Here is a 26,332-nt window from a genome sequence, read left to right as displayed (position 1 = left end):
CTCTATTCTTAACCAAAAATTAGCAAAGGCGCAGCATACGCTTGACTTTTGCAACGTCGGACGGGTGCAGCAAGCTGCTACCGCGCAGCTGACGCTTACGCTTGGTCGACATTTTGGTCAGGATGTGGCTCTTGAAAGCGTGTTTATGCTTGATACCGTTAGCAGTTTTCAGAAACCGCTTAGCAGCACCACTTTTCGTTTTCATTTTTGGCATGTTCGGATACTCCGCATTCAGTTGATAAACATAATCAGAAGGCCTGCCGTGCCCTGTTGATTATTTCTTCTTTTTCGGGGCGATGACCATGATCAGCTGGCGTCCTTCCATCTTAGGATGCTGTTCGACCGAACCGTACTCAAGCAAGTCACCTTCAACCCGCTTGAGGAGTTCCATCCCCAGCTCCTGGTGGGCCATCTCACGGCCGCGGAATCGCAAGGATACCTTGGCCCTGTCCCCATCACTCAGGAAACGTACCAGGTTGCGCAGTTTTACCTGGTAATCCCCTTCCTCCGTCCCTGGACGAAACTTGATTTCTTTAACCTGAATCTGCTTCTGGTTCTTCTTGGCCGCGGCAACCTGTTTCTTCTTCTCGAAGATCGATTTGCCGTAGTCCATCAGTTTGCAAACAGGGGGTACTGCATCGGCGGATATTTCCACCAAATCCAGTTTGGCCTCTTCAGCCTTAAGAAGCGCGTCTTCAATTGACACAATCCCAAGCTGTTCACCTTCAGCTCCAATTAACCGAACCTCGCGTGCCGAGATATTCTCGTTGATCGGGGCTTTCGGTGCAGCTCGTTTATCTTGTCTCATTTCACGCTTAATAGTAATTACTCCAAATCTGGGCGACCACGCCGGGAAACCGCTTGCGCGAGAAACTCAGCGAACCGGGCGACGGGCATCGAGCCCAGGTCAGCACCTTCACGAGTACGCACAGCGACAGTCTGCATCTCGACTTCCCGATCTCCAATAACCAAGAGATAAGGGACCTTGAGCAAAGTATGCTCGCGGATTTTAAAGCCGATCTTTTCATTTCTCAAGTCAGACTTGGCACGAAATCCGCTTTCGTTGAGGGTTTTTTCAACCTCGGCGGCGAAATCGGCCTGTTTGTCAGTGATGTTCATGATCACTGCCTGGGTCGGAGCCAGCCACGCGGGGAATGCCCCTTCGTAGTGCTCGATCAGGATTCCGACGAAACGTTCGAAGGAGCCGAGGATCGCCCGGTGCAACATGACCGGGTGCTTGCGACTGTTGTCTTCGGAGACGTATTCGGCTCCCAGACGGACAGGCAGGTTAAAATCGAGCTGCAGGGTACCACATTGCCAAACACGGCCAAGGCAATCTTTCAACGAGAACTCTATCTTCGGCCCGTAGAACGCACCTTCGCCCGGCTGCAGTTCGTACGGCAGGCCAGCGCTATCAAGGGCTGCAGCCAATGCCGCTTCGGCGCGATCCCACAGCTCGTCGGAACCGACGCGTTTTTCCGGACGAGTGGACAGCTTCATTTCAACGTCTTTGAAGCCGAAGTCGGCGTAGACGTCCATGGTCAGCTTGATGAACGCGGCGGACTCAGCCTGCATCTGCTCTTCAGTACAGAAGATATGGGCGTCATCCTGCGTGAACGCACGCACGCGCATGATGCCGTGCAGCGCACCCGATGGCTCGTTACGGTGGCAGGCACCGAACTCGGCCAGACGCATCGGCAGCTCGCGGTAGCTTTTCAGGCCTTGATTAAACACTTGCACGTGGCACGGGCAGTTCATCGGCTTGATCGCGTAGTCGCGGTTTTCCGACTGGGTGGTGAACATGTTGTCACCGTAATTGGCCCAGTGACCGGATTTCTCCCAGAGACTGCGGTCAACGACCTGCGGGGTCTTGATTTCGAGATAGCCATTGTCGCGCTGAACCTTGCGCATGTACTGCTCGAGCACCTGGTACAGAGTCCAGCCGTTCGGGTGCCAAAACACCATGCCCGGCGACTCTTCCTGGGTGTGGAACAGGCCCAGACGCTTGCCGATCTTGCGGTGATCGCGCTTTTCGGCTTCTTCAATGCGCTGAATGTAAGCCGCCAACTGCTTCTTGTCGGCCCATGCGGTGCCGTAAACACGCTGCAACTGCTCGTTTTTGGCATCGCCACGCCAATAGGCACCGGACAACTTGGTGAGCTTGAAGGACTTCAGAAAGCGAGTGTTCGGCACGTGCGGACCGCGGCACATGTCGACGTATTCTTCGTGATAGTACAGACCCATGGCCTGCTCGTTCGGCATGTCCTCGACCAGGCGCAACTTGTAGTCTTCGCCACGAGCCTTGAACACTTCGATCACTTCGGAGCGCGGCGTGACCTTCTTGATTACGTCGTAATCTTTTTCGATCAGCAGCTGCATGCGCTGTTCGATCGCAGCGAGGTCGTCCGGGGTGAAAGGACGCTCGAAGGCGATGTCGTAATAGAAGCCTTCGTCGATGACCGGACCGATGACCATTTTTGCGGTCGGGTACAGCTGCTTGACTGCATGGCCAACCAGGTGGGCGCAAGAGTGACGAATGATCTCCAGCCCCTCTTCATCCTTTGGCGTAATGATTTGCAGCGTGGAATCGCTGTCAATGATATCGCTGGCGTCGACCAGCTTGCCATTGACCTTGCCGGCCACGGTGGCTTTGGCCAGGCCAGCACCAATGGATGCGGCGACCTCAGCTACGGAAACCGGGTGATCGAATGAACGTTGACTGCCGTCGGGAAGAGTAATAGTTGGCATGGCGCCTCCTCTCCTAGTGGTGACCCCTACCAAAGGTCACGTGGGTTGGGATGAGCCAGTACAAGATCCGATTCAGGCCATTCAATGACGAACGCCTGCCTTACAGCGGCAGGAGCCTTGCGGCCAACCGGAAAACCGAACCAGAGTGACTGGGATTCAAATCAGGGTTATTCGAAACGTTACCGCCACCGGGACTGAAGGTCATCCGGAGCCTGCAAACGCCCGAGCGGGGCATGCTAGCACAGATGAACGGTCATCGCGGCAACGGGGAATTGGGCAGGGCCAATCTGTCAAATTTATGCCAGAGTCTGAACTAGATCGCCGTTTTACCCCTCAGATAACCAGACATTGACCCACAAGGAGCATCCCAGCATGCGTCTGAAACGTTTATTCGCCGTCATCGCCCCCGTCGCTCTGCTGCTGCCGCTGGCCGCCCACGCCGATTGGCCCAAGGGCGAGCGTGATAAGTACATGGCTCAGTGCACTCAGGCTGCCGCCCCACAAATCGGCGCCGCTGCAGCGAAATCACACTGCGCTTGCGGCGCGGATGCCATCAAATCGTATCCGGCCGCCGACATCCAGGCATTAATGGACAACAAGGCGACCCCGGATCTGCAACAAAAAGCGCTAGGCCAGATCGCCAAATGCAAGGCGGATGTACCGGCGAAAAAATGAGAAAAGCAGCCTTCCGAGGCGGTCGCAATCCAGTAAAAAGTGATGGATTTCAGCTTTTTCACACGATTTATGCAGGTTTTTCAGCTTTTTTTATGGTCTTTACTTTCGACTGAAAGCCTTGTAAGACGGGGCTTTCAGCCATACCGAGCAACAAAGAATGCGCCAGTAAGGGTCAAACAGCACGTCCGGGGGGCTCCCAAATCGAACATTTCGACTATGATATCCCGGTGTGCCCAGTTGGCCTGAGCAGCACAGTACTACTGAAAATATAAGTTTCTTGGAGATACACCATGTCTAATCGCCAAACCGGCACCGTTAAATGGTTCAACGATGAAAAAGGCTTCGGCTTCATCACTCCTCAAGGTGGCGGTGACGACCTGTTCGTACACTTCAAAGCTATCGAAAGCGACGGTTTCAAAAGCCTGAAAGAAGGCCAAACCGTTTCCTTCGTGGCTGAGAAAGGCCAAAAGGGTATGCAAGCTGCACAAGTTCGCCCAGAGTAAGTTTCTGGCGCACTAAAAAAACCCCGTCCATGTGACGGGGTTTTTTATGGCCGGGACAAAAGCCGCGATAATCAGCCGCAGTTGACGCGCGTGACGATTTGATCAGCGTCTGTGTTCAGGTTCAGTCGATCGGAACGGTACTCAAGGGTCACCATGTCGGACGGCATCAGGAACCGTGCATTCTGCGCGCCTGCGCGGGCGCGAGCCTGCTCCAGCAATTCTGGCGAAGCTTTTTTGCCGACAGTGAATTGCGCAGCCTTCGCCTCACAGCGGCTATGACCGGCATCAGTCGCCGTGACGGGGTCCGCTGCAGGTTCGGTAGATGTGCTGCTGCAACCAGCCAGCAGCGTTGCTGCCAGCAAAGTACCCAATGACGCGAGCTTCCAAGGCATGAAGCCTCCTATTTCGTTAGTTAAACTGAAATCGTGCGACCGCCAACCTGGCGTTTCGTTTCAGGACGAGTGCTAGCACCCTGCCTGCAAATCGAAGAATCCGCGAGTTTGCCTGAGCAAAATGCCCCGTCCATCCGTCAATCGTGACTGGATATGAACAGGACTCAGTAGACGTCGATGTAGTCGAAGGGCGGATTTGGCCAGTTCTCCTTGAGCGCGTTGAAAATCTGCATCACCCAGACCTCATCACTGGCAGCGACCAGTCCGACATACCCCGAGCCTTTGGCCCACGTCTCCAGCCGAAACAACAGCCCGTCAATATCGGTACCACCCACAATGCCGGACGAAATATAGGCAATTCCTTCTCTAGTGACTCGCAGTTGCGTGTGCTCATCGTCGCTGGCAGAGGCCAGCAACTGACGCACAGCTTCAAGGGTCAAGCCGTCCGGACTGTTCAAATCGATCTGCACAACGTGATCCTTTGGAAATCATCAAAGACCAAGTGTCGCATAGCCCTCCCCTCATGCCTAAGTCGGAGTGTCAAACGTCCCGCAAAATGGTTAACTCGCACCCAGACTTATCCACATTTCCGAGCGCTATCATGACCACCGTAAGTATCGATGCCGACATCAAGGCCAAGTGGCCGCAGGGCCACAGCTCCTACAGCCCCGGCAGCCCGGAAGAGTTGGCAATCATTGGTATCGATCTGTTGGTCAAGGAACTGGGCACCGAAGCGGCGCAGTCATTTATTGCGCAGGTTTTCGAGAAGTACCCGGCCGAATACATGGGCATTGTGCATTCAGTGCGAGAGTAGAACCCGCAGGTCGATGCCTGCGGGCTTGGCGGTTACTTCAATCGCGCCAGGCGCTGGGTCAGCAGATCGAAAAAGCCCTGGGCATCACCGTTTTCCACCCAGTAGGCGTTCTTCGGCGCTTTCAAACCGTCATACCAGTCGACGACAGTCTGGCCGAAAGTCGGGCCTTCGCGGCTATCGACCACCACGTTGACCGAACGACCGGTGAAGAGCTCAGGCTTGAGCAGATACGCGACGACGGTAGCGTCATGCACCGGGCCGCCTGGAAGACCGTAGTGTTCCATGTCGCCTTTGACGTACTCATTGAGAATCCCGCTGACCAACTTGCTGGCTTCGTTGTTCAGCGCTGCAATCTGCTTCAGACGCGCGTCGCTGGTCAGGATCTTGTGGGTCACGTCCAATGGCAGATACGTCAGTTTGACGCCGCTTTTCAGCACGACTTCCGCAGCCTGCGGATCGGCGAACAGGTTGAACTCGGCCACCGGCGTTATATTGCCGCCGTTGAAGTGCGCACCACCCATGATCACCACTTCCTTGATGCCCTGAACAATCCCGGGCTCCTGAATCAGCGCCAAAGCCAGGTTGGTTTGTGGACCCAACATGGCAATCGTGATGCTCTGCGGCTTGGCAGTCTTCAAGGTGTCAATCAGATAATTGACCGCACTGCCCTTCTCCAGCCCCTTCTTCGGCTCGTGAACCGTCACGCCCGACAGACCTTCCTTGCCGTGGATGTTCTCGGCGTAGATCGGCGTGCGCATCAGCGGCTTGGGCGCACCAGCGTAGACCGGAACATCCTCACGCCCCGCCCATTCGCGGGCCAGTCGTGCGTTACGCGAGGTTTTGTCGAGGCGCACGTTGCCGGCAACGGTGGTCAGCGCACGAATATGCAGTTCTTCGGGCGAGGCCAGAGCGAACAGCAATGCGACGACGTCGTCGGCACCGGGGTCGGTGTCGATGATCAAATCGATTTTTTCCGCCGCATGGGCGCTTGTTGCGCTAATCAGGGACAAAAGCAGAAAACTCCGAAGCAGGTGGTGCAGTGTCTGAGCATAGCGGTGCATGGCGCACTCCTTGTGCGTAGGAAAAGCAGAAATGAAACAGCCGATCAGAACGTTACCCCAGCCACCAGCACAATGTTGCAGTACGGCTGACATTCGCCTGTACGAACAATCGCCCGTGCTTGTCGGCTAAGGACTTTAAATTGCTCATGGCTGAGCAGGTCGCGCCGACCGAGCGCACCGTCTGCGTTTAACGCATCCAGCACGGGCAACGCCGCCGGTTTCTTTTGCAGAATCTCCTCGGCCAGCACATGGCTTTCCACCTGCATTTCACTGAGCACCACGTCCAGGGTGCTGATGAAATCGGGAATGCCATGGGTCAGGGCCAGATCAATCAATTCGACGCCTGCCGGCACCGGCAGCCCGGCGTCGCCGATCACGACCATGTCGCCATGGCCGAGGGATGCGATCAGCCTCGACAGTGCGACATTGAGCAGAGGTGTTTTTTTCATGATGTTTTAAATGCCTTGACGTCATTCAACGTGGGAATCGAAGGTTGAGCCCCTGCGCGAGTCACAGACAGCGCAGCAGCCACCTGGCCGAAACGGATGGCGTCGGCTTCGCTTTGACCGGCGGACAACGCTGCGGCAAAACCGCCAACGAAGGTATCGCCAGCCGCCGTGGTATCGACCGCTTTAACCTTTGGCGCCGGGAAATGCTCAAAGCTTTGGCCATTGGCAAACAGTGAACCCTGGGGCCCAAGGGTGATGATGACTTTGCTCGCGCCCATGGCGAGCAGGCGGGTCGCGGCGACTTCTGCGGTTTCCAGTGAATCGACCGGCAAACCGCTCAAGGCCGAGGCTTCACTTTCGTTGGGAATCAGGTAATCGATGGCCGCGTACCAGTCTGCCGGCAACGGACGACTGGCTGGGGCGGGGTTGAGAATCACCGTTTTGCCCAATTCGCGACCACGCTTGAGAGCGTGGCCCACCGTAGCATCAGGCACTTCCAGCTGACAGATAATCACGTCCGAGGCCTGCAACACTGCATCGAACTGATCGATCACCTCGGCCGTCAAAGCGCCGTTGGCACCGGCAACAATCACGATGGCGTTCTGGCTGTTGTCGTCGACCACGATCAATGCCACACCGCTGGCGCCTTCGACGGTGCTGACTGCCTGACAATCGATGTTGTCGGCCAACAGCGCCCCGCGCAATTCGTCACCGTACGTGTCACTGCCCACACAACCGACCATCGACACCTGTGCACCCAGGCGAGCTCCGGCAACAGCCTGGTTCGCGCCCTTACCGCCCGAGACCGTGGCAAACGATTGGCCAATCAGCGTCTCGCCGCCCCGGGGCAGGCGTGAAGCTCGCGTCACCAGGTCCATGTTCAGGCTGCCTATCACCACTACTTTTGCTGACATACGTTGCTACTCATCAATTCGGTTTCAGCGGGTATGCTCAGGATTCAACGGTTTTGATCAAACTGGCCCGCCAGCGGAGCAGTCGATTCGCGCAAAACGATACTGGGCGTGACGATTCGCTGATCGGTGGCCACAGTTGGATTGGCGATCCGGCGCAGAAGCACTTCGGCCGCCATTTCACCCAACTGCACAATGGACTGCCCTACGGTGGTCAACGCCGGGTAAACATAACGGCTCATCTGGATATCGTCGAAACCGATCACCGACAGTTCAATCGGCACCCGGATATTGCGCTCCGCAGCGGCGCGCAATACACCTATGCCGATCATGTCGTTGCCGGCGAAGATGGCGCTGGGCGGATCCTTTTCCAGGAGGACTACCGCGGCGTTGTAACCGCCGTTGCTGGTGAAGTCACTTTCCAGCATGCGCTCGCCGGACACGTCGACGCCTGCCTCAGCCAACGCACGGCAATAACCCGCCAGACGCATTTGCGCCACGCTGGTACTGGCCGGACCGCCGATGGTGGCGATGTCCCGGTGACCCAGCTCCAGCAAATGACGTGTCGCCAGATAGGCGCCGAATTCGTGATCGATGCGCACCAGGTCCGCATCGAGTCCTTCCAGTCCCCGGTCGACAATCACCATCGGCGTCCGCACGCCGGCCAGGCCTTCCGCCAGACCGCCATCACCGCCAGCCGAAGCCACGATCAGACCGTCGATGCGCTTTTCCAGCAACACGCGCAAATAGCTGCGCTGCTTTTGCGGGTTGTCGTCGGAATTGCAGAGGATCACGCAGTAACCGTTACGCTCGCAGTAATCCTCTATGCCTCGTGCCAGTTCGGCAAAGTAAGGGTTGAGGCTATTGGGCACCAACAGTCCGATGGTCGCCGTGGTTTTCGCCTTGAGCGAACGGGCTACTGCACTGGGCACATAGTCGAGCGTCTTGATGGCCGCTTCGACCTTGATCCGCACCTCTTCACTGACCGGGCGCGTCTTGTTCACCACGTGGGAAACCGTCGTGTAGGAAATCCCCGCGAGCGCTGCCACATCCTTGATTGTTGCCATGACTCAGGTCCGCCGGCTTGCGCGCTGACTGCGATAAGTGTCGAGCACCACGGCAATCACGATGACTGCACCGGTGATAATCCGCTTGGTCGGCTCGGTCGCGCCGATCTGCGCCAGGCCTGCTGCCAGCACCGAGATGATCAGCACACCGAAGAATGTGCTGATCACCGAACCGCGGCCGCCCATCAGGCTGGTCCCGCCAATGACAACGGCGGCAATCACTTGCAGCTCCAGGCCGGAGCCCGCGTTCGGGTCCGCCGCTTCCAGGCGGGAAATCTGGAACAGTGCCGCAATACCGGCCAGCAGCCCCATCAGACTGAACACCAGAATCTTGTAGGGCTTTGGGTTGATCCCGGCCAGACGCACGGCCTCTTCGTTGGTGCCAATGCCGATCAGGTAACGGCCGAACACCGTGCGCGTCAATACAGCCTGGGCAATGAAGATGATTAGCAAGGCAATGATAAAGGACGGCGCAATGCCGAATGCAATCGGGTTGGAAAGCCAGGCAAAGGCATCGCCAATATAAGCGGTGCGCGATCCGGTCATTTGGTAGGCCACGCCGCGAGCCATTTCCAGCACCCCCAGCGACACGATGAACGAAGGAATACGCCACGCTACCGTGATCGAACCCGTGAGGGTGCCCGCCAATGCAGCGGCTGCCATACCGAGCAACGCCGCTGGCAGAACGCTCCAGCCCCAGCCGAGAATCGCCACACTCACCGTGGACGCCGCGAGCGCCAGCACCGAACCGACCGACAGGTCGATACCGCCGATGATCAGCACGAAGGTCATCCCGACGGCCAGCACCATCAGATCCGGGATCTGGTTAGCCAACGTGCTGAAGGTGTCGTATGAGAGGAAATGGCTGCTCAACATCGAGAACAGCGCGATCATCGCCAGCAAGGCACCGGCCAGGCCGAGATAGGTACCGAGGCCATAAAAGTTGCCACTACGTGTGCCGACAGACGTTGCAATCTTCATGAAAAATCCTTTGGCGCCGCTTCGTTGAGCAACGCATCACGTTTTTGGTAGCCGGCAAAAGCGGCTGCAAGCAAGTCATCCTGGGTCCAGCTGTCGCGCTCGAATGTCTCGATCAGGCGCCCCGCCGACAAGACACCGATGCGGTCGCAGATCAGCATCAGTTCACGCAGGTCGCTGGAGACCACCACTAACGCTTTGCCCTGACGCGTCAGTTCACCGAGTAATGCATAGATGTCGAACTTGGCTCCGACGTCGATGCCGCGGGTTGGCTCGTCGAACAGCAACACCGAGCAATCGCGTTCCAGCCAGCGGCCTATCACGACTTTCTGCTGATTGCCGCCAGACAGCTCGGATACCCGTTGCGTCGGGCTGGAGCTGCGGATGCGCATGGCGTCGATCTGCCGCTGAGCCAAGGACATTTCGTCAGCGTTGTTGACGAACCCGGCGCTGGAGATCACCGGCATGTTGCCCAAAGCAATATTGGTACTGATCGATTGCGTCAGCAGCAAACCCTCGCCTTTGCGGTCTTCGGTGATCAGGGCGATGCCATGTGCCACCGCATCGGCCGGCGATCGAATGCTGACTACCCGCGTCGGCGAACCCAGTGCGATGGTGCCGCTGTCCGCGACGTCGGCGCCGAAAATCAGGCGCAGCAGTTCCGTGCGCCCTGCCCCGATCAAACCGGAAATCCCGTAAATCTCTCCGGCGCGCACTTCGAAAGACACGTCGCGGACCTTGTCAGCGCGGCTGAGACCGGTGACCGTCAAGGCGGGGGCGCCGATCTTGCGCGAACCCATGTCGATGTGTTCGCCAAGCTCGCGGCCGACCATCAGCGTGACCAGTTGCTCGCTGTTGTAATTGGCCATCGGTTCGACGCAAACCAGGTTACCGTCGCGCAGCACCGCGATGCGCTGGGCTACACGAGCCAGCTCTTCCAGACGGTGCGAGATATAAATGATCGAGACGCCACGTGCTTGCAGACGAGTGATCTGCTCGAAAAGCATCTCGACTTCCCGGGCCGTCAGCATCGCGGTGGGCTCATCGAGAATCAGCACGTGGCAATCGCCGATCAGATTGCGGGCGATCTCGACCATCTGCTGATGGCCGATGCCGAGTTCACTGACAAGCGTGTCCGGGTCTATCGCATCGAGTCCAACCTGGGCCATGGCTTCGATTGCCGCCTTGCGCAGTTGCTTGCGACTGATCCAGCCACCGTTGCTGGGCAGATTGTCGAGGAACAGGTTCTCGGCCACCGACAGGGTCGGCAGCAGATTGAGTTCCTGCATGACCATGCGGATACCCAGGTCTTCTGCCTGGGTGCGGCTGCCAGGGCGATAAGCCTGCCCCTGGAATTGCATCTGACCTGTGGTCGGGGTGACCAACCCGCCGATGATCTTCGACAGCGTGCTCTTGCCAGCACCGTTTTCGCCGGTCAGCGCCAGCACCTCGCCGCGCATCAGCGTCAAATCGATACCGGTGAGAACGGGTTGGGCATAAGTCTTGCCGATGCCGCTGACCGAGAGGACAGCGTTCGGAGCGGAAACTGACATAGAAATCTCCATGCGCTCGTCCGGACGGACGAGCGCCGTTGCGTCGCCAGAAGGTTTACTTGGTAACCAGCTCTACCGGCGTTTCAATGACGCCATTGGCGCCGCTATCGACTTTCTCGCCCTTGATTATTTTCAGCGCCGTTTCGATGCCGAACACCGCTTGCTTCGCGGCGAACTGGTCGGCCGTGGCCATGACTCGACCATCCTTCAACATGGGTTTGATCGCGTTGATATTGTCATAGCCGACCACTTGCACCTTGCCCGCTTTGCCTGCCGCGCGCACGGCCGAAACCGCGCCGACCGCCATGCTGTCGTTGCCGGCCAGCAGGGCCTTGAGGTTCGGGTATTCGCTGAGCATGGAGGAGGCAACCTGGTTGCCTTTGTTGATTTCCCAGTCACCGGATTGCAGGGACACCACTTTGATCTGCGCCGCTTCCATCGCATCCTTGAAGCCTGCAGTGCGGGCCTGCGCGTTGGTGGTGGTAGAAACGCCTTCAATGATGCCGACTTCGTCACCGGCCTTCAGCTGCTTGGCCAGGTACTCGCCGACCAGACGTGCACCTTTGCGGTTATCCGGACCTACAAACGGAACGGTGATATTTTTGCTCTTGACCACCGCTGGATCCAGCTGGTTGTCGATGTTGATCACGGTGATGCCGGCATCCACCGCTTTCTTGATCACCGGCACCATCGCCTTCGAGTCGGCCGGTGCGATGACCAGAGCATTCACTTTGGAAACGATCATCTGTTCGACGATGCGGATCTGGTTAGCGGTGTCCGTCTCATCCTTGATGCCGTTGGAGATCAATTCGAATTCGCCGGAGTGATCTTTCTGATACGCCTTGGCGCCGTCTTCCATGGTCAGGAAGAATTCATTGGCCAGAGATTTCATGACCAGCGCGACTTTGGGTTTTTCCGGGGTTTCGGCGAATGCCGAGGAGACAGGCAGCGCCGCGGAAGCGGCAGCCAACATGGCGACAGCGAGAAGACGTGCAGCGAATGGCAGCTTCATGGGTTCACTCCGATCTTATGATTATTCTGGGCAACGCGTGCGCCGACGTTACCATCGCGGTCGATACTACCGCCGACGAGCTTGGCGCGCAAACGTTTGCGTTGATCGAACTATGCGAACCCTGCAGGCAATTGTCAACGGGCGAAGCGCATTTCCAAGTCTGCGCAGAACGCGGTTACACGGTGGTGCTAACCAATCCTCCGGACGCGCCGTCCTTTGTCAATTCCTTGATCAGGCTGGCAGTCACCTGCGCCAATGCCCCGTTCGTTTCGACAATCTGCCCTTGAATGGACATGACGACCGTTGCCTTGGCTTCCTCTGTCGGATAAGCCGCGGCCTGCGCAGCGGCCAGCTGCTGCTGTTGTTCGCGCAACTGCTGCTGCAATTCCTGCATGCGTTTGAGCAGCACTTTCACTGCGATGCTTTGAGTGCTTCCACTCTCCTCCTTGGCTTGCGCCGGTGCGCCGCCCCCGGTCCGAACCTGGTTCGAATCACGTTCCTTTTCATCGGCCGGGACAAGTGCCGAGGCCTGTTCGGCGGACTCGCTCAACGCTTTGAGGGTGGCCGTGGATTTGCCACCAATGGTGATGCTGCCGGCATTTGGAAAACCTACGGAAAACGACATGTGAGCTCCTGAGAAAAAATCCTTTGGAGGGCATCGACTGCCGCACCGCTTTCTTTAGCGCTTGTTGACCTGGTCGCATGCTGACCGCTTAAAAAATACGAAAGGTCTTTATCGGAAAGCCGAACGGAAATACGTCTTGTATTCGGAATACCGTCCAGAAGACAGTTTGGCGTTTACTTGATGAAAACGAATAACACTGACAAATCATTAACTTGAGCGATTTTCCTGACCGCGGATACGACTGGTATGGATCCTGCTCTCTGTCATATGCCTCGGGCTTCCAGATCGGCCTGAGGCAAATCCAGATGAAACTGCACCAGCATCGTCAAACAACCAGAGAAAAAAATAAAATGACATCTGCATTGAAGACTTTCGTTCCGGGCGCCTTGGCCCTCCTCCTGCTTTTACCTGCCGCCCTCCAGGCCAAAGAAGTCGAAACACAACAGAAGCTGGCCAATGTGGTGGTGCTCGCCACGGGCGGCACTATCGCCGGAGCGGGCGCCAGCGCTGCCAACAGCGCCACCTATCAAGCGGCGAAGGTTGGCATCGAACAGTTGATCGCGGGCGTTCCGGAACTGAGCCAGCTGGCCAACGTTCGCGGTGAGCAAGTGATGCAAATCGCGTCCGAGAGCATCACCAACGACAACCTGCTGCAACTGGGTCGCCGCGTGGCTGAACTGGCGGACAGCGCTGACGTGGATGGCATCGTCATCACCCACGGCACCGACACGCTGGAAGAGACCGCGTACTTCTTGAACCTGGTGGAAAAAACCGACAAGCCAATCATCGTCGTCGGCTCGATGCGCCCAGGCACTGCGATGTCGGCGGACGGCATGCTGAACCTGTACAACGCCGTGGCCGTGGCCAGCAGCAAGGAGGCACGTGGCAAGGGGGTACTAGTGACCATGAACGATGAAATCCAGTCGGGTCGTGACGTCAGCAAAATGATCAACATCAAGACCGAGGCATTTAAAAGTACCTGGGGTCCGCTGGGCATGGTCGTTGAAGGCAAATCCTACTGGTTCCGATTGCCGGCCAAGCGTCACACCATGGATTCGGAATTCGATATCAAGCAGATCGAAACTCTACCGAACGTAGAAATTGCCTATTCCTACGGCAACGTCGGCGACACGGCTTACAAAGCGCTCGCCCAGTCTGGCGCCAAAGCCATCATCCACGCCGGTACCGGTAATGGTTCGGTATCCTCGCGCGTGGTGCCAACCCTTCAAACCCTGCGAAAAGACGGTGTACAAATCATTCGCTCTTCCCACGTCAACGCGGGCGGTTTCGTATTGCGCAACGCCGAACAGCCGGATGACAAGTACGATTGGGTAGTAGCCCACGACCTCAACCCACAGAAAGCCCGGATCCTGGCCATGGTTGCACTGACCAGGACCAACGACGCCAAAGAGCTGCAGCGGATGTTCTGGGAATACTGATCTGCCGTCGCCCGGCTGACTCCAGCCGGGCACTGCTGCATCCACTCGTCAGTCCTGGCGAGTGTCGCCGATTTTCTCCGACAAGTTTATTGCCCGCGTCCTACACCAAACAGAAAAAACCACTGTCAGAGGATTTTCTTGAATTTTAAGCAGTTGCGAAAATGCCTACAGTTAAATACTGTATGCACGTACAGCTTAATAAGGATAATCCTGTGGCCACCACCTCCGCCTCACCTGACGCCTTTGAACGCATGGGCATTCGCGTTCAGAAAATCATCAATTCTCCAACCGCTCAAAAAGCCAAGGCTGCACTGATCTTCCGTCTCCCGGACGAACCAGTGGCCGAGTGGGAGCGCCTGCTCGAAGAAATCGACGAGAACGACAACGTCACCCTCGCCTACCGCGACGATGGCGGCGTGCAGATTTTCTGGGTTGTGCCGAAGGAAGATTGAGTCAATGAGTGTCCGTTGTTTTGCTTTGCTGTTTTTGTTTTTCGCCATGAGCGTTCAGGCTGACGCTCCCCGCACTTTCAACGAAGCCAAGAAGGTTGCCTGGAAGCTGTACGCCCCGCAGTCCACCGAGTTTTACTGCGGCTGCAAATACACGGGCAATAAGGTGAACCTGTCGGCCTGCGGCTATGTCCCGCGAAAGAACGCCAAACGCGCTTCCCGAATTGAGTGGGAACATATCGTCCCGGCCTGGCAGATCGGTCATCAGCGTCAGTGCTGGCAACAGGGCGGACGCAAAAACTGCACACGTCATGACCCGATCTATCAGAAGGCAGAGGCCGATCTGCACAACCTGGTACCCAGCATTGGAGAAGTGAACGGCGACCGCAGCAATTTCAGCTTTGGCTGGCTGCCGGAGCAGTCGGGGCAGTATGGCTCTTGCCTGACGCAGGTGGATTTCAAGGCGAAGAAGGTGATGCCACGCCCTTCGATTCGCGGCATGATCGCCCGGACTTATTTCTACATGAGCAAGCAATACGGGTTGCGTCTGTCGAAACAGGATCGGCAATTGTATGAAGCCTGGAGTAAGACCTATCCCGTCCAGGCGTGGGAACGCCAGCGCAATCAGAGCGTGGCGTGTGTCATGGGGCGCGCCAATGAATTTGTCGGTCCGGTCGATATGAAAACTTGCGGTTGACGGTTCCTGAAAATGAAAAGGCCTCGGGTTTTGCTACCCGAGGCCTTTTTTATTCATGATCGCGCCGCAGCCCACCGGCTTACTGAATGACCGGATGTTCGATAACCAGCACTTCGATGTTTTGCTTTTTCGCCTTCGCAAGTGCCGCGAGCACCTCTGCCTGTTTGGCCTCAGCCTCGGGTTTCGTTTTGTACGGCCCCATCAGAATGCGTGTTTTACCCTCCTCTCTGATCACGCTGGACACGTAGCTGTGTTCGATCAGCCATCCGCTAAGGTCGCTGACTGCCTGAGTTATCTCGCCGCGCACTTCAAGGTGCCATTGAGGTGTGGCGGCTGATGCAGACGTCGCCTCCGTTGCCGGCCGGGGTTGCGGCGCCTGGGTATTCTTGCCTTCGCCACATGCCGCCAGTGCCAGTACTGCGATTACCAAGGCCAATTTGCGCACAACGCTTCCCTCTGAATACTGAAAAAGAGGATTTTAACATTCATGAATACTTCCCGAGTGCCGCAAAATGGGCTCAAAACAACGAGAATGATAGGTGCCGCCTCTGTATAGTTACGCCTTGGGAATTAATGCAGCATCTGCGCGTCAGAAAGAGGCACCCAAACCGTGAGACTTCGCACTAATCTATACCTATCACCGACCTCTGCACTGTTCGAATCAGGTGCCCTACAAAGCAAACAAGGAGAAGACCATGCTGATACTCACCCGCAAAGTCGGTGAAAGCATAAACATTGGCGATGACATTACGATCACTATTTTGGGCGTAAGCGGCCAGCAAGTCAGAATCGGCATCAATGCCCCGAAGAACGTAGCTGTTCATCGCGAAGAAATTTATCAGCGCATTCAGGCCGGTCTTACCGCCCCGGACAAGCCGCAGTCCTGAATTCTGCTGCAATCAGTAGCCAGCCCGTTCACCCCCCGAACACCGGCTGGCTAAGATTCGAGCGTCACCCCTCCCCCCCGCCAAAACCTGCCGCCGATAATACCGACCACTCGATGGCTTGGCTGTCAGACGCTTCGCATCCTTCCAGGGAAAAGTGCGATCGCACCTGACTCCAGCTATATCCCCAACGGAATGTTTTCAGGCGAGTACTCACTGACGACTGGCGAAACGCGCAGCGATCGCAATATCATATTCTCACTGGCGTTCAACCAAGAGCGCCAGAGGACAATTATCCAAAAGGGAATTCACTTGAAAGACATCGTCATCAGCGTCAACAACGCCGTCATGTACATTCTGCTGGCCGTTATCGTCATCACCTCAATAGTCGGCATGTTCGTTCAGGGCTTCTGGTCCGGCGTCGGCGCGTTCATCCTGGGCACTCTGGTGTGGTGCGTCATTTCCGGCTTTTGGTTCGTCCAGTCGGCGACGTACGAAGAACTGCGCAAGTTGAACGCAAAATAAGCTGACCCCGGTTAGCGGGATTGACCGGAAATCGGGTCATCAGAAGTACTGGTGAAGCGAAGGCCTGCCCTAGGGCAGGCCGTTAGAGTCTCGCAAGACAATGACATTTCAGATCGCTGCCTAAACAATGCAGCAGCCGGCAAAGCCTGCGTCTGACCGCGTCACTAAAGTAGGCATGTTGCGTGAATTGTTATCAGTGCATTGACTATCCAAACGTCACCCCTCTCGCCATACCCGTCGCCGCCACAATCATCGACATCACCAGCAGCGCCTGAACGTGACAGATCCGCGCGAAGACCTTCGCACGAGCGGTATCGATGGGCGCACCTCGCCCCAGGGCGATCCGCCATTTGATCAGCGTCACCATCGGTGCGATTTCCAGCAACAGGATAAGGATGAACAGCGTCATTTTCAGGTGGAACAGGGGTTGATGCAGATAATAGTCAGTGCCCTTTTCGTACCCGCCAAAGGCACGCATCCCACCTGTGATCAGCAAAAGCAGCGCGGAAACGCCCCACACGTTATCCGCGACCAGGGCGTTGCGGGCTTCCCCCAGCCCGGCGGCGAGGCGCCGAAACGCTGTGCCACGCGTCAGCACTGCCCAGAAAGCAATCGCTAAAGCCAGGAGATGGATTGCGGCGAGGGACCAGTGAACAAGCATTGAGATACTCCCGTCAGATCAACGTTGGGTCGGCCTGAAAGTAGTAGTTCATGAACCGAATTTTCGCTTGCCCGTGCAAATCAATCAGAGCTGTAGAGACATAAATCAGGCGGCTGTCGCGCCGATCAGGAATTCTTTACAATCGGCATAGGGGGCGGCCTTCATAGGCCGCTCCCCTGCCACACCACCCGGCATGCGGGTCCGCACCGGGCGGTTCGAGGGATTGAGGTTATGAGAGTCGTACCAGCCCCAGCCTGTCGAACCATGCAATATCTAACACTCGATTCAGCTCAAAACGGCTGTTTCGCCACCAGCTAGACGAGTTGGCCGCCACTTTTCGAGCCGTTTGACGGCTGGCTCCCAGCGCCCTCAGTTCGCGGTAGATCGTCGGGCCACGTCTCCATTGCTTAAGCTGGATCGCTCTCAGTCGGTGTCGTATCCATTCGTCCAACGCACGCCAAACGGCTGGGGTTTGCGACAACCCGAAGTAAGCTTTCCAACCCAAAATGTAAGGACGCAGGTCATCGACGATCTGCTGCAAGCTACGACCACACGAGCGTCGGGTGTACCAGCGTATTCGCTGCTTGAACTGCTTCTGCGCCTTATAGGATGCAGCACGCTTGACTTCGCCGCGGGCTGACCACAACTCATAGCCCAGAAACTTGCGACCAAACGCACTCGTCACTGCACTCTTGCTCTCGTTGACGCTCAAGTGCAGCTTTTCATATAGACGCCTCAGCAAAGCCATTACCCGTTGCCCCGCCTTCTGGCTGCGAACGTACACGTTCGCATCGTCGGCATAGCGCACAAAACAATGGCCTCGACGTTCAAGCTCGCGATCCACTTCGTCCAACAGCACATTAGCCAGCAGCGGCGACAGCGGGCCGCCTTGCGGCGCCCCGCAGCGGCTTTTCTCGACCACGCCATTGATCAGCGTTCCGGCATCCAGATAGGCGCGAATCAGCCGGATGACCGCCTGATCCGTAACCCGTTTGCGCAAACGCTCCATCAAGATGTCGTGATCGACCCGGTCGAAGAACTTCTCCAGATCAACATCCACCACCACTTTACGTCCTGAAGAAACATGGCGCTGAGCCGCTAAAACGGCGCCCTGCGCACAGCGTCCCGGACGAAAGCCGTAACTGTGGTCACTGAAAGTTGGATCGAGTAATGGCTGCAAGACTTGCAGTAACGCTTGTTGGATCAAACGGTCAGTAACCGTTGGGATACCCAGCTCGCGTTGACCGCCGTCAGGTTTGGGAATGGCCACACGCCGTACCGGACTGGGCCGGTAGACACCTGATAGAAGCTGTTCACGAATCGCCGCCCATTGGGTCAGCAGGTGCTCGGCCGTCTGATCAATATCCAGACCGTCGACTCCCGCTGCACCTTTGTTGGCCTTGACCCGCTTCCATGCCCGTTTCAGGTTTTCTCTCGCAAAGGCCCGCTCCAGCAGCCCTTGCCCTGCGTTGTCGGGTTCATTTTGCGGGCGATTGACCTCGTCGCTGACGGAGCTTCTCACGGCTTCACCGTTCGCAGTCCCCATCCGCCCCGCGTTTGGCGGGCATCTGACTTCCGGTCTTTCACATCAACATGGCCTATAACGCTTTCTCTCGTTCGGCCCTTCGTCAAAAAAAAAAAGACTACTACGGCCTCTGCTGACTTCTCGCTCCGGCTGGCGCCGTCGCCCTTTCAGGCATGAGGCGAGATCTCCCCAGGTAAGAACGCAATCCTTCACCACACAACCGCCGGATTTACACAACCTGATCCTTGACCACAAGAGCTTCGCGGTTTTGTGCCCGCTCGCCCTGATCGGCCGCGCCTTTTATCCGGTTCTTGTACATCGGCTCATGGCTTCGATTCACGCTTCCTCCCCACACTCAGTCGCCCTCGTGCAGTTGCGCTTCACTTCGTTCGCTGTGGTCAGCTTACGGCGGGACTTTCACCCACAAGATTGCGCCCATGCTGGGCGCACACAAAAAAAGGCCCACCTTTCGGTGAGCCTTTCCAGACCGCCCAGCAGAGCGGATTTTGTTTGGTAGGCGCGATTGGACTCGAACCAACGACCCCCACCATGTCAAGGTCTGCTAGGAGCAAGCTCCAAGCCCTGCTGCTCTTGGATTTCACAGAACGCCCATTCACATCATGAGGCGTTAAAAATGGCTAATTTCCGCTTACTCCCGTCCGGCAACTGGAACGCTCAGGTACGGGTTAAAGGTAAATCTCCCCAGTCGAAAACCTTCTGCACGAAAGCCGAAGCAGAGTCATGGGCGAAACAGATTGAAGCCGTGACGGCGGATCGCAAGCATCACACTATATATACGCTGGGCATGACCTACTGCGAAACCATGCTCAAGGGGAAAGGCAGCTACGACCATGCACTTAAAATCGTGGAGCATTTGGGCAGACACTTCACCCAGCCCATCCACGAAATTACACCGCAGATGATCAACGACTTCAAGATTATGCGGCTGAAGAAGGTGAAGCCTTCCACATGCAGGACGCAGCTTGCGTTCATGTCCCGCTTCTAAAGGTTCGCCAAACGCGGCCTATTGATCGACATCCACAACCCCGTCAGCGATATCGCACTTCCAAAGCCTGATCGATCCTCTGACAAGGTGATTAGTGCGAGCGAGCTTGAACGTTTGCTCGCAAAGCTGTCACCCACCATGAAACTGATTGTTGAACTGGCTTACGAGACTGCCATGCGCCGCTCTGAGATCCTAAAGCTGACCAAAGACTGCCTGCACCTCAAAGAGCGAATTGCCGATGTGATTGATGGGAAGAACGGCACACGATCAGTTCCCCTCACCCACCGTGCAGTGGAAATTCTCCAACTCGCCCAACTGTGTGCCGCCGTAGAACGTCACCCGAATAACCTGATCTTCCCGGTCACTCCACATGCAGTTTCTCAGGCAGTGCGATTGGCAAGAGTAAAGGCAGGCTTGGACAGTAGCGTTCGACTACACCAGCTCAGGCACACCAGAATAACGAACGTCGCAAAAAAGGGTTTCAACAACGCCCAGATAATGATCGTGTCAGGCCACCGAGATACACGATCCGTAGCGCGATACTCCCACCTCAACGTCAGGGACGTGTTGCACCTGATCGGCTGATCGATTCGGACGGTGGGTAATTGCAGAGACTTTCCCACCCATTCGCACTCGACCTGACCAATCATTTCCAACGGATTTGACCATCAAACTGCGTGGCCGTGACCGGCAGAAAACGACCCAAAGCGGGCATCCACTCGCGACTATTGGGAACATGCGCCCACGTCATTTATCAGTTCGCGCCAGGCATCCCTTGCTTTCTGCTCCGAGGTAAAGACTTGTACTTTTGGATGCCAGAACTGCCCCTCAATTACGATGCATTCCAGGGTAGAGTCCTGAAACGTGAAGACATAATGGATGGCATCTTTTAGAAACCTCTGTCTATCGTGTCGCGGATGAATGGCGTTTCTCTGCTCAAGCTCTGCTAGCCAAGGCGAATTATCTATTCGATGAATTTGGTAATGCTTGAGGCCAAGTCCAATAAGCGGATGACCACCCAAAGCCTCGTCGTTTGGTGAGCCGAATTGAATTTTTTTAACTAGGGGAAAATGGATTACAGCTATTTCTTCCCCTGCGGTGCAATACCGTAAACATAGCTGCGTGTCCGTGGCAAACACGATGGGTTCGGGCGACGTACTTGGCTGTGGCCAGGAGTCAAGCAGCACTACGGTTGCGAATGACATAGGGAAGCCTAATGAAGAATAGGGGGCAAAACAGAGTGCGAGAGCGACGCGTTGTCGTCAAACGTTTCTGATCGCGATGGGCTGCTTCTGGCCGAACGCGGTCGTCCATGAGCGTCTGCTTCTGGCCGCTCTCTGCCGATCATGGTCACAAAGTTCGCCTGGCAAATCCGGTGCAATCGTTGGTCAGTACGAATGCAAACGGGTGGTCAAGTGGAGTGCAGTTTCGCAGATGGGTTAGCCAAATCAAGTTTATAGGTTGGCTGCCTTGAAAACTGTTTGAAAGCCTTCCAAGTTGTTAGCTGCCGCTACTTGGACGAACTACAGGAGCCCGGCTGGAAGAGCTCTGCCAACTGCGTGTGGATGACTTCATCGAACAACAGGGCATCCAGTGCATCCGCATCGATGACAGCCGCGAAGGCCAGAACCTGAAAAACTCCAGCAGCCGACGCATTCTGCCCTTGCACCCAGCCCTGATCGACTTGGGGCTGATCCAACATGCCGAGACAGTCAGGAGCACGGGAGCGGATCGGCTATTCCCTGAACTGGAAGCAGTTCGGGGGAAACTGGGACATGCACCATCGAAGTGGTTTGGTCGGTATAAAATCAAAATGGGCACCACCGCCCCTTGGAAGACGTTTCATAGTTTTCGGCACACGCTCATCGACGATCTACGTGATGCCGGGGTGCAAGACTCGCTCATCAAACGGATAGCAGGACACTAGGACGGAGCGGTCACGGTCAGCATTTACGGCAGTCGCAGCCCACTGAAGGCGATAGCTGAGGCCCTTAGTCACATCAGCATTTAACCATCGCCCTGACTCTCGTACGAGCCATTAGTCGGGCCATCCCTGCTGTATATAAAGAAGCCCGCTTTTGCTGGGGCCGACATGAGCGGTGGGTTTTGCAGCGGGAACCTTGAACTCATCCGCTCCGCTGACGACAACCCAGCGGGGTCAGCTGAAAAGCAATGTACTCAGTACGAACACGTGCTCCTGCGTGAAGTCTGGCTATCAGCGTGGGGCGGAGCACAGCAGATTTCGCGTAGCAACGCGAATGATTTACCGCTCGTCGGATTAGCAGAGAAAACCCATCTAAACACTACCAAGCCACTTGACAGATCAGGATTCTACCGTAACGTGATCACCAGTTAGAAGAGCAACGCAATACCCTTCCCCAGTTCCACTTCTATCTCGCACTACCCTGGTGCAACAACCTGAAGACACTTCCCGAATTCCATGACAAGAGTTGCCGGCATTTCTTTGCCTTCGAAAAGTACCACCACAACTAAGAGTATGTATATGCAAAAGAGTTATTCATTGCAGCGGAAGTCTTGCGACCACTGCAACAAGACCTACTACAGTCGGTCACATCGTTCCCGATGGTGCAGTTCAGCCTGCCAAACCCGGAACTTTCGCGAGAACAACAAGGCAACACCTGAGCGATTGGAGCAAGAATACTTGGCCCACGAAGCACAGCATACTAACCAACAGGAAAAAGCATCATGAAACTTTACTACCAGATTAACCCGATCACTGACGAGATACTTGGCCTTTACTCAGGTCGGTTTAACGAACATGAGTTCGACTATGTACGTGAGAAGGATATCGACTTCGCGTTCTTTGACGCGTGGGGAAAGACCTGGCCTCACGTAAGTCCATTACTTTCAGAACTAGAGCTTTACCGGCTCTGGAAGAAAGCAGATACCGCCTTTAGAACAGTAGGAGACCGCCCAGAACTACAAAGACGATCACTACCAGGCGAAGCGGCATCCAACTACTTTGCGATATAACCCAACCGGCTGTTAGTAGCAGCCAACAATCCACCTCCCACCAAACGCAGAAGACGAGTAACAGGCCACAACTAAACGCCAATCTCACACTAGCCAAGGAACTGGAGGCAATATCATATTAAGGATAAATACCCGTGAACTACTTTGTAATTAACGTACAATCAAACACAATCGTTAACGTCATCACTTCAACCGAAGCTCCGACTAACACTGAAACAACTTTGTTTATCCCTGCTACTGATGGCCGTCTTAATCAATATTATGAGCGAAAGAAGTGGGCGAAACCCATCGATCTTTATTCGATCATTCCCAAGCTGAAGATTCCTGAGATTCTCCCGCTGACGACAGACGACCGTGCCAGCCTGAGAAAGTACGTCTCAAAGTCTCGCCATCGAGAAACCGTTGAGCGAATGGCGTGGGTGTGGCGAGTCTCCGAACGAGCAGTTCGAGAAGTTCTAGAAAACTTGTAACCGCCATTATTAGCCGACCAGCCCCCTACCCTTGGTAGACCTACCTTCTAGGGGGGTGGTAGCGCTCTACAAGCCACGGTTTTAAAGGCTTGTGGCGGTGCTGCCGGCTGGGTTTTAGATGCAGGTTACAGCACTACAACCGAGAGCAGGCTTATCTCTGTCTACGCAAAACATCCCCCACGGCAGACCAACGCTTCGCTTACTCGGGCCAATCGGCAACTGAACTGATTGATTTTCGTGCCCCCGTAATAAGGGCCAAGCGTTCCCATCGACAGTATCCGGAACACACCGAGGGTTGCTTATGAACTGACGACACTATAAAGAGAAACAACAATGAAAAAGAAACTGCACGTATCGAACAGCTGCACTAGCAATCTTCTCTCCCGCTCAGAACTGGTCGCATTGGACGCACGCATTGGTGCCAATGCAAGTAAATGGCTGGAAGATAACGCACCGGCAGCTAGAGCCAGGATTGCCCAAAAGACAAAAGGTACTCGTGGCCGAAAAGCCAAGGTGATTCGGAACCCGTTCTTGGGGTACATTGGCTGCTTCACATACTGGGGTCGTTACCCCGTGTTCGCACTGGACATCATCGAGGGAGTAGCACGACTCGACTGGCATGATCGCCCTGTCGAGTCAGGGGGAAAGTCGATGCCACTATCCGTGCGTAACATAGCGGTAATCTTGGAACACTTACCAATCGTGACCAACGAAGCCGTAGAGGACTTGCTGCAACTGGGTGAACGACATTCGAGGCGCTATGTAAAAGCAATCGAACTGATTACCCCCAGGATGAAGGAGTGTCGCCCTAGGTCACTGTACAACGAGATGGAAGGTATCGAACCAGAGCAACCGCCATGCGACTGGCGAGACCAAGATGAACTGGGGCCATCCAACACCTGAAGAGTTGGCCAAGTTACATTTTGACTTACGGACACTAACCCAGTACAAGACCGCCGAAGAATATGAATCGGAGTCGGAGTACACAACCCTCCTGCCGAACATTATTCAATTTCCTGCCCGTCAGCAGCATCCGAAGAAAGGCCAGGTGTTGCAGATGCTGATGGATGGAATGTTGGTCAAATCCATCGAGAGAGAAACTGGTGTGTCTGCGAAGACCATCAAGAAGTGGCGCGACGAGATGCTCGCTGCACAAGGCGAGTTTCAGGCGGCCTAACCTACACCTGCCGGAGGGGGGAGTAATTCGGCCGCATGTATCAAAGGCAAGTGCCAACTTCCGCCAAAGGGCGGAATGGGGCACAATCGCCAAAGCGGAGCTTTGGGATTAACTACCTCTACATTATCTATAACTTGTGACGTTACCGTCACTGACAATAGCCTGTGCCACCAGGCACGGATGACAACTCTATAGGATTAAGGGGGAGATGGGGCGGACAGCCCGCTTTGCTTTTGCTCTCAACCTTGCTTAGTAACTTGTGGCGTGAGCCACGATTGAGCAACTCAACAGGAATAACAGTGACGGAGTCACAGGGAATTAGTCCGTGCCTATGGGCACCTGTTATACCTCCACAATTCAGAGCAAGAGCAACAGCGGGAGGGGGTCACCCCCTTTCCTCCCTTGGAACTTAAACAGTTGTTAATCGTGCCCTGAGGCAAAGGTAGGAATAATGGAGGCTACAGACTTGGAAGTCAGTTATCCGTGACTGTCAGTCACCACTTACCTACAGGGTTCAGATCAAAAGCGTGTGGGGTTTGTCTGCCCCTACCCCACCGATTACATGCTTACGCCGCGAGGCAAGAGAACAACTCTATTCAGCAGGGTGGATAGGGGGCTCAGCCACCACCCTGATGTTGATGTCGATGTTGATGTCGATGTTGATGTCGATGTCGATGTCGATGTCGACCATGCCGAGCGGCATACGGAAACTGAGTGAGCTGATCGCAAGCGTGCAGGGTTGCCCATGTGTAAGGTGCCAGCGGGGGACGATTGGATTCTTTAAGTAGTCCATCTAGGTGGGCTAGGGATGGCCCATTCCACGCACGTTAACGTCCAGATGTGATGATTAGCGTGCGGAAATGGGCATCGGGCAGTTTTCGCCTAGTGAACATTCACCGCCGTTAAGCGGGTGTTTACTGTAACCGTCCGCTCAGCACCCACTCCTGACCGTTCTCCAAATTAACCAAGATAGTGGACACCATTTTTTAGTGGACACTATCTTGAATATAACTCCCACTCGTCGCTCCGGTCGCCGCCCGAACTTCCCATCCGCATTCAAGCGCAAAGTCGTCGAAGCCTCATATCAACCCGGCGCCTCAGTGTCGATGATCGCTCGCGAGCATGACGTCAATGCCAACATGGTTTTTCGCTGGCGGCAGCAATACCAGGACGGCGCATTCGGCCCGGTCAGCCTGAGCGCAACGTTCTTGCCCGTCGAGGTGATCAAAGCACCCATCGACTTGCAGTCAGCAGCGCCGCTGCCGCAAAAACCCCATTCCGAGATCGTTATAGAAGCAGGAAAAGCCAAGCTACGCATCACCGGCTCACCTGACCCGCAGACCTTGCAACTCACCTTGCAGCAGTTGCTGCGATGATTGCGCCTCCCGCTGGAACCCGTATCTGGATCGCCGCTGGCGTCACCGACATGCGCCGTGGCTTCGACGGATTGGCAGCATTGGTACAAACACAGCTGGAAGCCGATCCCTTCTGCGGCCAGATCTTTGCCTTTCGCGGACGACGCGGTGATCGGATCAAATTGCTGTGGGACGGCGACGGTTTGTGCCTGTTCTGCAAACGCCTGGAGCAAGGTCGCTTCGTCTGGCCGCAAGCAACCAGCGGCAGCGTGTCGCTGACGGCGGCGCAGTTGTCGATGCTGTTGGAAGGCATTGATTGGCGCAGGCCAATTCGTACAGCACCCGTCCTCGCGGTCTGACTT

General features: G+C 55.8%; 32 protein-coding genes, 1 tRNA gene and 2 pseudogenes. 16 read left to right on the top strand and 19 right to left on the bottom strand.

Annotated elements, in window-relative coordinates:
- Positions 1-19: 19 nt before the first annotated feature.
- Genes rpmI through thrS form a run of 3 tightly spaced genes read right to left on the bottom strand, consistent with a single transcriptional unit; the run spans position 20 to position 2,748 of the window.
- Positions 20-214: a 50S ribosomal protein L35 gene (rpmI, locus tag ACYZT1_RS11115; protein ID WP_003442181.1), complete on the bottom strand. Its 195-nt coding sequence runs from the start codon at positions 212-214 to the stop codon at positions 20-22.
- A gap of 60 nt (positions 215-274) precedes the next feature.
- A complete protein-coding gene (infC, locus tag ACYZT1_RS11110) occupies positions 275-826 on the bottom strand; it encodes a translation initiation factor IF-3 (RefSeq protein WP_176469887.1) in 552 nt (183 codons plus the stop codon).
- The gene (thrS, locus tag ACYZT1_RS11105; protein ID WP_462018963.1) at positions 826-2,748 is read right to left on the bottom strand and encodes a threonine--tRNA ligase; all 1,923 of its coding nucleotides are present in this window, start codon (positions 2,746-2,748) and stop codon (positions 826-828) included. The genes infC and thrS overlap by 1 nt, the downstream gene beginning before the upstream one ends.
- Before the next feature lie 372 nt (positions 2,749-3,120).
- On the opposite strand from thrS, the gene ACYZT1_RS11100 reads away from it, so the two are divergent.
- Together ACYZT1_RS11100 and ACYZT1_RS11095 are read left to right on the top strand one after the other, a co-directional pair.
- Positions 3,121-3,423 (top strand): hypothetical protein, encoded by a 303-nt coding sequence (locus ACYZT1_RS11100; protein ID WP_462018962.1) that lies wholly within the window; start codon positions 3,121-3,123, stop codon positions 3,421-3,423.
- Positions 3,424-3,713: 290 nt separating this feature from the next.
- Positions 3,714-3,926, top strand: a complete 213-nt coding sequence (locus tag ACYZT1_RS11095; protein WP_003179963.1) for a cold-shock protein — start codon at positions 3,714-3,716, stop codon at positions 3,924-3,926.
- A gap of 71 nt (positions 3,927-3,997) precedes the next feature.
- On the opposite strand, the gene ACYZT1_RS11090 is transcribed toward ACYZT1_RS11095, so the two are convergent.
- Together ACYZT1_RS11090 and ACYZT1_RS11085 are read right to left on the bottom strand one after the other, a co-directional pair.
- Positions 3,998-4,318, bottom strand: coding sequence for an I78 family peptidase inhibitor (locus ACYZT1_RS11090; RefSeq protein ID WP_462018961.1), 321 nt, complete (start codon positions 4,316-4,318; stop codon positions 3,998-4,000).
- A 164-nt stretch (positions 4,319-4,482) separates the two neighbouring features.
- Positions 4,483-4,788, bottom strand: coding sequence for a hypothetical protein (locus ACYZT1_RS11085; protein ID WP_462018960.1), 306 nt, complete (start codon positions 4,786-4,788; stop codon positions 4,483-4,485).
- A gap of 131 nt (positions 4,789-4,919) precedes the next feature.
- Between ACYZT1_RS11085 and ACYZT1_RS11080 the strand changes: the two genes are divergently transcribed.
- Positions 4,920-5,132, top strand: a complete 213-nt coding sequence (locus tag ACYZT1_RS11080; protein ID WP_462018959.1) for a hypothetical protein — start codon at positions 4,920-4,922, stop codon at positions 5,130-5,132.
- A gap of 32 nt (positions 5,133-5,164) precedes the next feature.
- On the opposite strand, the gene ACYZT1_RS11075 is transcribed toward ACYZT1_RS11080, so the two are convergent.
- The 8 genes from ACYZT1_RS11075 to ACYZT1_RS11040 all read right to left on the bottom strand — a co-directional run bounded on the left by ACYZT1_RS11075 (position 5,165) and on the right by ACYZT1_RS11040 (position 12,788).
- Complete coding sequence (locus ACYZT1_RS11075) at positions 5,165-6,193, bottom strand: nucleoside hydrolase (RefSeq protein ID WP_462018958.1); 1,029 nt, start codon at positions 6,191-6,193, stop codon at positions 5,165-5,167.
- 44 nt (positions 6,194-6,237) lie between these two features.
- Positions 6,238-6,642 (bottom strand): D-ribose pyranase, encoded by a 405-nt coding sequence (rbsD, locus tag ACYZT1_RS11070; RefSeq protein WP_462018957.1) that lies wholly within the window; start codon positions 6,640-6,642, stop codon positions 6,238-6,240.
- Positions 6,639-7,556 carry a ribokinase gene (rbsK, locus tag ACYZT1_RS11065; RefSeq protein WP_462018956.1) on the bottom strand — a complete coding sequence of 306 codons (918 nt, stop codon included), beginning with the start codon at positions 7,554-7,556 and terminating at the stop codon, positions 6,639-6,641. The genes rbsD and rbsK overlap by 4 nt, the downstream gene beginning before the upstream one ends.
- 44 nt (positions 7,557-7,600) lie before the next feature.
- The gene (locus tag ACYZT1_RS11060) at positions 7,601-8,620 is read right to left on the bottom strand and encodes a LacI family DNA-binding transcriptional regulator (RefSeq protein ID WP_462018955.1); all 1,020 of its coding nucleotides are present in this window, start codon (positions 8,618-8,620) and stop codon (positions 7,601-7,603) included.
- 3 nt (positions 8,621-8,623) lie between these two features.
- Positions 8,624-9,601, bottom strand: coding sequence for an ABC transporter permease (locus ACYZT1_RS11055; protein ID WP_462018954.1), 978 nt, complete (start codon positions 9,599-9,601; stop codon positions 8,624-8,626).
- A complete protein-coding gene (locus tag ACYZT1_RS11050) occupies positions 9,598-11,151 on the bottom strand; it encodes a sugar ABC transporter ATP-binding protein (RefSeq protein WP_462018953.1) in 1,554 nt (517 codons plus the stop codon). The genes ACYZT1_RS11055 and ACYZT1_RS11050 overlap by 4 nt, the downstream gene beginning before the upstream one ends.
- Before the next feature lie 55 nt (positions 11,152-11,206).
- Positions 11,207-12,163, bottom strand: a complete 957-nt coding sequence (locus tag ACYZT1_RS11045) for a substrate-binding domain-containing protein (protein WP_462018952.1) — start codon at positions 12,161-12,163, stop codon at positions 11,207-11,209.
- A 175-nt stretch (positions 12,164-12,338) separates the two neighbouring features.
- A complete protein-coding gene (locus tag ACYZT1_RS11040) occupies positions 12,339-12,788 on the bottom strand; it encodes a hypothetical protein (RefSeq protein WP_462018951.1) in 450 nt (149 codons plus the stop codon).
- A gap of 350 nt (positions 12,789-13,138) precedes the next feature.
- Here ACYZT1_RS11040 and ACYZT1_RS11035 point away from each other — a divergent pair, with 350 nt between their 5' ends.
- The 3 genes from ACYZT1_RS11035 (at position 13,139) to ACYZT1_RS11025 (ending at position 15,373) form a co-directional block, all read left to right on the top strand.
- Complete coding sequence (locus ACYZT1_RS11035; RefSeq protein WP_462018950.1) at positions 13,139-14,227, top strand: asparaginase; 1,089 nt, start codon at positions 13,139-13,141, stop codon at positions 14,225-14,227.
- A gap of 161 nt (positions 14,228-14,388) precedes the next feature.
- Entirely contained in the window at positions 14,389-14,679 is a 291-nt protein-coding gene (locus ACYZT1_RS11030) for a DUF1654 domain-containing protein (protein ID WP_462018949.1), read from the top strand.
- Between the two features lie 4 nt (positions 14,680-14,683).
- Positions 14,684-15,373, top strand: a complete 690-nt coding sequence (locus tag ACYZT1_RS11025) for an endonuclease (protein ID WP_462018948.1) — start codon at positions 14,684-14,686, stop codon at positions 15,371-15,373.
- A 79-nt stretch (positions 15,374-15,452) separates the two neighbouring features.
- Here ACYZT1_RS11025 and ACYZT1_RS11020 read toward each other — a convergent pair whose 3' ends face one another.
- Positions 15,453-15,818, bottom strand: coding sequence for an SPOR domain-containing protein (locus ACYZT1_RS11020; RefSeq protein ID WP_462018947.1), 366 nt, complete (start codon positions 15,816-15,818; stop codon positions 15,453-15,455).
- A 250-nt stretch (positions 15,819-16,068) separates the two neighbouring features.
- On the opposite strand from ACYZT1_RS11020, the gene csrA reads away from it, so the two are divergent.
- Together csrA and ACYZT1_RS11010 are read left to right on the top strand one after the other, a co-directional pair.
- Positions 16,069-16,260, top strand: a complete 192-nt coding sequence (gene csrA / locus ACYZT1_RS11015; protein WP_245141876.1) for a carbon storage regulator CsrA — start codon at positions 16,069-16,071, stop codon at positions 16,258-16,260.
- A gap of 309 nt (positions 16,261-16,569) precedes the next feature.
- On the top strand, positions 16,570-16,782 hold the full coding sequence (locus tag ACYZT1_RS11010; RefSeq protein ID WP_462018946.1) for a hypothetical protein: 213 nt from the start codon (positions 16,570-16,572) through the stop codon (positions 16,780-16,782).
- A 205-nt stretch (positions 16,783-16,987) separates the two neighbouring features.
- On the opposite strand, the gene ACYZT1_RS11005 is transcribed toward ACYZT1_RS11010, so the two are convergent.
- From ACYZT1_RS11005 to ACYZT1_RS10995, 3 genes are all read right to left on the bottom strand, one after another.
- On the bottom strand, positions 16,988-17,443 hold the full coding sequence (locus ACYZT1_RS11005; protein WP_462018945.1) for a DUF2214 family protein: 456 nt from the start codon (positions 17,441-17,443) through the stop codon (positions 16,988-16,990).
- A gap of 229 nt (positions 17,444-17,672) precedes the next feature.
- Positions 17,673-18,965: a group II intron reverse transcriptase/maturase gene (gene ltrA / locus ACYZT1_RS11000; RefSeq protein ID WP_462018944.1), complete on the bottom strand. Its 1,293-nt coding sequence runs from the start codon at positions 18,963-18,965 to the stop codon at positions 17,673-17,675.
- A gap of 514 nt (positions 18,966-19,479) precedes the next feature.
- Positions 19,480-19,579: transfer RNA gene (locus tag ACYZT1_RS10995), tRNA-Val, on the bottom strand.
- 23 nt (positions 19,580-19,602) lie between these two features.
- On the opposite strand from ACYZT1_RS10995, the pseudogene ACYZT1_RS10990 reads away from it, so the two are divergent.
- A pseudogene (locus ACYZT1_RS10990) lies at positions 19,603-20,559 on the top strand (tyrosine-type recombinase/integrase).
- A gap of 140 nt (positions 20,560-20,699) precedes the next feature.
- On the opposite strand, the gene ACYZT1_RS10985 reads toward ACYZT1_RS10990, so the two are convergent.
- Positions 20,700-21,179: a hypothetical protein gene (locus ACYZT1_RS10985; protein WP_462018943.1), complete on the bottom strand. Its 480-nt coding sequence runs from the start codon at positions 21,177-21,179 to the stop codon at positions 20,700-20,702.
- Positions 21,180-21,478: 299 nt separating this feature from the next.
- On the opposite strand from ACYZT1_RS10985, the pseudogene ACYZT1_RS10980 reads away from it, so the two are divergent.
- The 5 genes and pseudogenes from ACYZT1_RS10980 to ACYZT1_RS10960 all read left to right on the top strand — a co-directional run.
- Positions 21,479-21,985 (top strand): annotated as a pseudogene (locus tag ACYZT1_RS10980) (site-specific integrase); the annotation flags it as partial.
- A 695-nt stretch (positions 21,986-22,680) separates the two neighbouring features.
- On the top strand, positions 22,681-22,968 hold the full coding sequence (locus ACYZT1_RS10975) for a hypothetical protein (protein WP_462018942.1): 288 nt from the start codon (positions 22,681-22,683) through the stop codon (positions 22,966-22,968).
- A gap of 134 nt (positions 22,969-23,102) precedes the next feature.
- Positions 23,103-23,438 carry a hypothetical protein gene (locus tag ACYZT1_RS10970; protein WP_462018941.1) on the top strand — a complete coding sequence of 112 codons (336 nt, stop codon included), beginning with the start codon at positions 23,103-23,105 and terminating at the stop codon, positions 23,436-23,438.
- 333 nt (positions 23,439-23,771) lie between these two features.
- On the top strand, positions 23,772-24,341 hold the full coding sequence (locus ACYZT1_RS10965) for a hypothetical protein (RefSeq protein ID WP_462018940.1): 570 nt from the start codon (positions 23,772-23,774) through the stop codon (positions 24,339-24,341).
- Entirely contained in the window at positions 24,316-24,615 is a 300-nt protein-coding gene (locus tag ACYZT1_RS10960; RefSeq protein WP_462018939.1) for a hypothetical protein, read from the top strand. Before ACYZT1_RS10965 ends, ACYZT1_RS10960 begins: the two co-directional genes overlap by 26 nt.
- A 592-nt stretch (positions 24,616-25,207) precedes the next feature.
- On the opposite strand, the gene ACYZT1_RS10955 is transcribed toward ACYZT1_RS10960, so the two are convergent.
- Complete coding sequence (locus ACYZT1_RS10955; protein WP_462018938.1) at positions 25,208-25,408, bottom strand: hypothetical protein; 201 nt, start codon at positions 25,406-25,408, stop codon at positions 25,208-25,210.
- Between the two features lie 208 nt (positions 25,409-25,616).
- Between ACYZT1_RS10955 and tnpA the strand changes: the two genes are divergently transcribed.
- Positions 25,617-25,991 (top strand): IS66-like element accessory protein TnpA, encoded by a 375-nt coding sequence (tnpA, locus tag ACYZT1_RS10950; protein WP_462018937.1) that lies wholly within the window; start codon positions 25,617-25,619, stop codon positions 25,989-25,991.
- Positions 25,988-26,329: an IS66 family insertion sequence element accessory protein TnpB gene (gene tnpB / locus ACYZT1_RS10945; protein ID WP_462018936.1), complete on the top strand. Its 342-nt coding sequence runs from the start codon at positions 25,988-25,990 to the stop codon at positions 26,327-26,329. The genes tnpA and tnpB overlap by 4 nt, the downstream gene beginning before the upstream one ends.
- Positions 26,330-26,332: the final 3 nt, after the last annotated feature.

The sequence above is a fragment of the Pseudomonas sp. PB3P13 genome (assembly GCF_054897735.1).
This window is presented reverse-complemented; position numbering and strand designations above follow the sequence as displayed.